Below are 5,965 nucleotides of genomic sequence, written 5' to 3'. Positions count from 1 at the left end.
TGCGCGAAATTCTCCACCGAGTGATGGCTAGGCACGTAGCCGGCCTCGAAGTGCACCTCGGCGACGCGGCGGTAGTCGCGCGTGATGAAGCCGAGCAGGATCTCGGCGAGGAAGCGCCGCTCCTTCAGCCCGAGCCGTCCCATGATGCCGAAGTCGACGGCGACTAGCCGGCCCGACTTGTCGAGGAACAGATTGCCGGGATGCATGTCGGCATGGAAAAAGCCGTCGCGCAGCGCGTGGCGCAGGAAGCTCTGGATCACCTTGCGGCCGAGCTCGGGCAGGTCGACGTGGGATTGTGCAAGCCGCGCATGATCGTTCAGCGCGATGCCGTCGATCCACTCCATCGTCAGCACGTTGTGGGTGGTGCGGTCCCAGTCGACCGCGGGGACGCGGAAGTCGGGATCGTCGCGGGTGTTCTCCGCCATCTCCGACAGCGCGGCCGCTTCCAGCCGCAGGTCCATTTCCATCGCCACCGACCGCGACATGGTGTTGATGACTTCGACCAGGCGCAGCCGCCGCGCTTCGGCGGAATGCGCTTCGGCCTTGTTGGCGACAAAAAAGAAATCGGAAAGGTCGCGGCGGAAACGCGCGGCGACGTTGGGCCGTAACACCTTGACCGCGACCTGCTCGCGGAGGCCGTCCTTCACGACCTCGCCGCGATGAACCTGCGCGATCGAGGCGGCCGCCACCGCGGGTCCGAAACTTGCGAAGGCGTCGGTGACGGGCCTTTCCAGCGCGGCCGCAACCACGGCCTCGGCCTCCGCTTGCGCGAACGGCGGCAGGCGATCCTGCAGGCTTTCCAGATCGCGCGCCATCACGACGCCGACGACGTCGGGCCGCGTGGCGAGAAACTGGCCGAGCTTGAGATAGGCCGGCCCGAGCCGGGTCAGGGCCCGCGACAGTCGAGGTCCGGATTTCGCGCCGCGGCGTTCGATCAGGCGGGCCATGCGCAGCGCCAGTTGCCCGGGCGGCGGCACCAGCGAGGGATCGACCACGCCGAACACGCCCTCGCGCGCGAACACGAACGTGGCGCGCGCCAGCCGCGCCGCATGGGTCAATGCGGAGATCACAAACGCCAGCCCGAATGCAGCGCGACGATGCCGCCGGAGAGGATCTGCCAGTTGACCCGCGCGAAGCCGGCGTCGCGGATCATGTCCGCGAAGACGTTCGGCTTGGGAAACTTGCGGATCGATTCCACGAGGTACTGATAGGAGCCGGCATCGCCGGTGACGGCGCGGCCGAGCGGCGGGATCACCTTGAAGGAAAACAGGTCGTAGATCTTGTCGAGGCCGGGCACATCGACCGTCGAGAATTCGAGGCAGAGAAACCGGCTGCCCGGCTTCAGCACCCGAAACGCCTCGCGCAGCGCGGCATCGATGCGCGGCACGTTGCGGATGCCGAACGCGATGGTATAGGCGTCGAAACTGCGGTCCGCGAACGCCAGCGCCTCGGCGTTGCCTTCGACGAACGACACCTGATGATCGAGATGCTCCGTGACCGCGCGTGCGTGGCCGACCGCGAGCATGTCCGCATTGATGTCGCAGACCGTGGCCCGGAATCCGCTTCCTGCGGCTTTGGCTGCACGGAAGGCGATATCGCCGGTGCCGCCGGCGACGTCGAGCAGCGCGAACGGGACATCGCCGCGCGGCGGGTTCAGCGCCGTGATCATCACGTCTTTCCAGACGCGGTGCAGCCCGCCGGACATCAGGTCGTTCATCAGGTCGTAACGCCGCGCCACGCTGTGGAACACGTCGTTCACCAGCGTCTGCTTGTCCTCCACGGGAACGTCCCTGAAGCCGAAATGCGTCGTCTCGTCCTCTCGATCCATGCCCGTCCTCTCCATGCCCGGACCATAGCCTGCCATGCTGCGCTGCGCTACAAGCGAGGTCCATCTGATGGTTGATCGCCGTTGGAGAGTGGTTAACCGGCGACATCGAGAGACAGCGCCATGCCCACGCAGTTCGCCAGCGCAACCCCGATCCTGCGGATGTTCGATGTCCGCAAGGCGCGGGAGTTCTACCTCGATTTTCTCGGTTTCAAGGTCGATTTCGAGCATCGGTTCGAGCCGGATCTGCCGCTCTACATGGGCCTTACGCTGGGTCCGGTGGCGTTGCATCTCAGCGAGCACCACGGCGACTGCGCGCCCGGCGCACGGGTCATCATCGAGACGATGGGGCTTGCGGATTACCAGGCGAGCCTGCTTGCCAAGCGCTACGGCTATGCAAGGCCGGGACTGGTCCGTCAGCCCTGGGGCGCCACCACCATGACGGTGACCGACCCGTTCTACAACTGGCTGGTGTTCAGCGAGCGCGAGGCGGAGACGGATTAGGACGCCGACAATCACACGAACCGAGCAAAGCCGTGCCCGAACTCCCCGAAGTCGAAACCGTACGCCGCGGTTTGCAGCCGGCGATGGAAGGCGCGACCATCCTGCGCGCCGAGACCCGACGCAAGGATCTGCGGTTTCCGTTCCAGGCCGATTTTGCTGCCCGTCTGGAAGGACAGGCCGTGACCGGGCTCGGTCGCCGCGCGAAGTACCTGCTGGCGGACCTCGCATCCGGCGACGTGCTGCTGATGCATCTGGGCATGTCCGGCTCGTTCCGCGTGATCGATGCGGCCGGCGCCACGGCTCCGGGTGGTTTTCATTTTCCGCGCGACGAGAGACGCGCCCACGATCATGTGAGTTTTACGATGTCGTCCGGCGTCGAGATCGTGTTCAACGATCCGCGCCGCTTCGGCTATATGAAGGTCGTCGCCCGCGAGGCGCTCGACGACGAGCCGCTGCTGAAAGGGCTCGGCCCCGAGCCGCTCGGCAACGCATTCGATGCGGCGATGCTGGCGCGTTCGTGCCGCGACAAGAAAACCAGCCTGAAGGCTGCGCTGCTCGACCAGCGCGTGGTCGCGGGGCTCGGCAATATCTATGTCTGCGAGGCGCTGTTTCGCGCGCATCTGTCGCCGCGCCGTCTCGCCGCGACGCTGGCCCTGAAAACGGGCGGACCGACTGAGCGCGCCGGACGGCTGGTCGAAGCCATTCACGATGTGCTCAACCAGGCGATCAAGGCCGGCGGCTCCTCGTTGCGCGACCATCGCCAGACCACGGGCGAACTCGGCTACTTTCAGCATTCGTTTCAGGTCTACGACCGCGAGGGCGACAGGTGCCGGACCGCGGGATGCAAGGGCACGGTGAAGCGATTCACCCAGAACGGCCGTTCGACGTTCTGGTGCCCGAGTTGTCAGAAGTGATTTGGTCAAGACAGCCGATACCGACCGAGTGGCCGCGACGACCTACTTGCGTACGCAGATGATGCGGACGACCGCGGCTTTGGCGTCGGATGACCCGTCGAGCGCGGTCACGTTGTTGGTCTTGAGAAAAGTCTGCACGGTCTCGGCCGGAGCGAGCACCGCCTGTGCGGCGGGCGCCGAGGACCCCGCAACAATAGCCGGCTTCAACAGCACGAGGCCTGCAAATCGTCCATTTGCGTCGAGCGCTGCCGCGCCGGAAAAGCCGGTTGCGGGCGCCGGTGACAGCGCCGGTTCGCTGCCGCCGCCTTGCGCAGCCGATGCCTTGACGCGGCTCGCGGCGGAGCCGCCCCCCTGGTTTTGCGGGTCGGCGATGCCGACAAGTTCGAGGCTGCCCTTGGCCGGGTTGCCATCGAGCGCGATCGGCTTCAATCCATGCACGCCGTAAATGCGCAGCAACGCGAGGCCGTGATCCTTGTCGCTGGCGGTTTTGTCGGCGTTGCCGTGGCCGGCGACGACAATCGACCGGCATCCGTCGGCGAGGTCGCCATCGGTGACGATCGCGCCGTCGCTGCTCACGACCACGCCCGTCCCGTACTCCACGGTCTTGCGCGGCGGCGTGCCGCCCGCGGGAAACGGATCGAACGCGCTCGACATCGCGACCGTCACGGGCTCCATCGTCCCTTCGGTCGCCTGATCGTAGAGGATGGTCAGGATGCGCGCCTCGTTGCCCCGAAGCTGGCCTCGCACATAGAATTTCTTCAGGCCCTGCATGCCCGACAGCACGAAGAAATCCGGCTTGACCGTGCTGTAATCGAGCTTGCGCCCGGCCGGCTCCTTTCGCTCGAGATCGGCGAGTTTCGCGGTGGTGAGGCCGGCTCCCTTGCGGCGCGTGAGCACGATCCGGATCGTGCCGGTCGCCGAGCTCCATGTCGTGGCGTCGCCGTCGCTCGACTGCTGCGGCACCAGCCGCGCCGGCAGGCCGAGCCGGGCGCCGCTTGCGGCATCGGTGACGATCTTCCAGCCGGCATTGCTCCGCGTCTTCCGCGCGGCGGCAGCGAGCGCGCCGCGCTCCTGCGGGTTGAGCACGCCGGTCTGCTTGCCGCCTTGATCTCTCTGAAACGTCTTGATCGCAGCGATCAGACGGTCGCTGACCTCGCCATTGATGAGGCCGTTGTAATGACCGGTCCATGCCAGGTCGGACTGCAGCGCCTGCCGCTCCGACTGCGCCATCGCGCTGGCGGTGTCGGCCGGGGTTTGCACCGCGGGGCGGGCCGACGGCTGCGGCCTTGTTGCGGCGCGTCCAATAGTGCTGGCGGGCTGCGCCTCGGCGGACATCGCGGTGGTCACGATCATCAATGCCGCGGCGATTGGCGCTCGCATGACAGCTTTCGTCTCCGTTGAAACGGCGCTAGAGTCTTGGTCTGAAACGTTTTCTTCACGCGAACCGGATTCCACTTCGCTCGAAAACGCTATATTGAAACACATCTGCGCGGCCGGTAACAGCGGCCTCGGATTCGGGCCAGGTCGCGGCGCTGGATCGAGATGCGAGAACGACAGGGACGATGCTGAGCGCCGACGAACTTGAACGCTATGCCCGCCATATCGTGATGCGCGAGGTCGGCGGTCCCGGCCAGAACGCATTGCGCAACGCGCGCGTGCTGATGATCGGAGCCGGCGGCCTCGGCGCGCCGGCGCTGATGTATCTGGCCGCCGCCGGCGTCGGCACGCTCGGCGTGATCGACGACGACGTGGTGACGCTGTCGAATCTGCAGCGCCAGATCATTCACGCGACGCCGGACATCGGCAGTCCCAAGGTCGAAAGCGCCGCGGACAAGATCCGCGCGCTCAACCCGCACGTCGCGTTCCGCGCCCATCACATGCGGCTGGATGCGGCGAATGCGCTGCCGCTGCTGGCGGACTATGACCTTGTCGCCGACGGCTCCGACAATTTCGCCACGCGCTATCTGGTCGCGGATGCCTGTTTCCTGGCGAAGAAGCCGCTGGTGACCGCCGCGCTCGGGGTGTTCGACGGCTCGCTGACGACGATCCGCGCCCACGAAAAAAATGCCGATGGCGAGCTCAACCCGACCTATCGCTGCCTGTTTCCCGAGCCGCCGCCGGAGGGCACGGTACCGAGCTGCCAGCAGGCCGGAATCATCGGCGCCTTGGCCGGCGTGCTCGGTTCGATGACGGCGCTGGAGGTCATCCGCGAGATCGTCGGATTTGGCGAGGGCCTGGTCGGACGTTTGCTGATGGTGGACGCGCGCGCGATGCGGTTCGAGACGCTGCACTACAGGCGCGACCCGTCGAATCCGCTCAACGGCGATCACCCGACCATCACCGATTTGAGCGCTTATCGCTGACGCCGATCTCTCTCCCGCAAGGGAAGCGGGTGAAATGGTGCGCGCTGTCCGCCTCAATGCCTCACAGCATGCTCGGCAAGACGCGGTCCGGCGGCTTGTGGGCGTCGAGGAAGGTGCGGATGTTGATGATGACCTTCTCGCCCATCTCGACGCGGCCCTCGATGGTGGCCGAGCCCATATGCGGCAGCAGCACGACCTTGCCGGCCTTGGCGAGGCGGACCAGCCTCGGGTTGACGGCGGGTTCGTGCTCGAACACGTCGAGCGCGGCGCCGGCGATCTCGCCGGCCTCGATCAGCTTGGTCAGCATATCCTCGTCGATGACCGTGCCGCGCGCGGTGTTGACGATGTAGGCGTCCTTG

The 5,965-nt window shown here is 66.3% G+C and carries 7 protein-coding genes; 3 read left to right on the top strand and 4 right to left on the bottom strand.

What is annotated here, in order from left to right:
• Together BGN91_RS10050 and ubiE are read right to left on the bottom strand one after the other, a co-directional pair.
• Positions 1 to 1,070, bottom strand: a 1,070-nt coding sequence (locus BGN91_RS10050; RefSeq protein WP_292612742.1) for an AarF/UbiB family protein, incomplete at its 3' end; no start/stop codon positions are given.
• The gene (ubiE, locus tag BGN91_RS10045) at positions 1,067 to 1,828 is read right to left on the bottom strand and encodes a bifunctional demethylmenaquinone methyltransferase/2-methoxy-6-polyprenyl-1,4-benzoquinol methylase UbiE (RefSeq protein ID WP_292612740.1); all 762 of its coding nucleotides are present in this window, start codon (positions 1,826 to 1,828) and stop codon (positions 1,067 to 1,069) included. The genes ubiE and BGN91_RS10050, both read right to left, overlap by 4 nt.
• 120 nt (positions 1,829 to 1,948) lie before the next feature.
• On the opposite strand from ubiE, the gene BGN91_RS10040 reads away from it, so the two are divergent.
• Together BGN91_RS10040 and mutM are read left to right on the top strand one after the other, a co-directional pair.
• Entirely contained in the window at positions 1,949 to 2,329 is a 381-nt protein-coding gene (locus BGN91_RS10040; protein ID WP_292612737.1) for a glyoxalase superfamily protein, read from the top strand.
• A 32-nt stretch (positions 2,330 to 2,361) separates the two neighbouring features.
• The gene (gene mutM, locus BGN91_RS10035) at positions 2,362 to 3,243 is read left to right on the top strand and encodes a bifunctional DNA-formamidopyrimidine glycosylase/DNA-(apurinic or apyrimidinic site) lyase (protein ID WP_292612735.1); all 882 of its coding nucleotides are present in this window, start codon (positions 2,362 to 2,364) and stop codon (positions 3,241 to 3,243) included.
• Between the two features lie 42 nt (positions 3,244 to 3,285).
• On the opposite strand, the gene BGN91_RS10030 is transcribed toward mutM, so the two are convergent.
• Positions 3,286 to 4,623: a serine protease gene (locus tag BGN91_RS10030; RefSeq protein ID WP_292612734.1), complete on the bottom strand. Its 1,338-nt coding sequence runs from the start codon at positions 4,621 to 4,623 to the stop codon at positions 3,286 to 3,288.
• Positions 4,624 to 4,805: 182 nt separating this feature from the next.
• Between BGN91_RS10030 and moeB the strand changes: the two genes are divergently transcribed.
• Positions 4,806 to 5,606, top strand: a complete 801-nt coding sequence (gene moeB, locus BGN91_RS10025; protein WP_292612732.1) for a molybdopterin-synthase adenylyltransferase MoeB — start codon at positions 4,806 to 4,808, stop codon at positions 5,604 to 5,606.
• Between the two features lie 61 nt (positions 5,607 to 5,667).
• On the opposite strand, the gene BGN91_RS10020 is transcribed toward moeB, so the two are convergent.
• A partial coding sequence (locus BGN91_RS10020; protein WP_292612729.1) for an NAD(P)-dependent oxidoreductase occupies positions 5,668 to 5,965 on the bottom strand: 298 nt, incomplete at its 5' end.

This window comes from Nitrobacter sp. 62-13, assembly GCF_001896955.1.
GTDB lineage: Bacteria > Pseudomonadota > Alphaproteobacteria > Rhizobiales > Xanthobacteraceae > Nitrobacter.
This window is presented reverse-complemented; position numbering and strand designations above follow the sequence as displayed.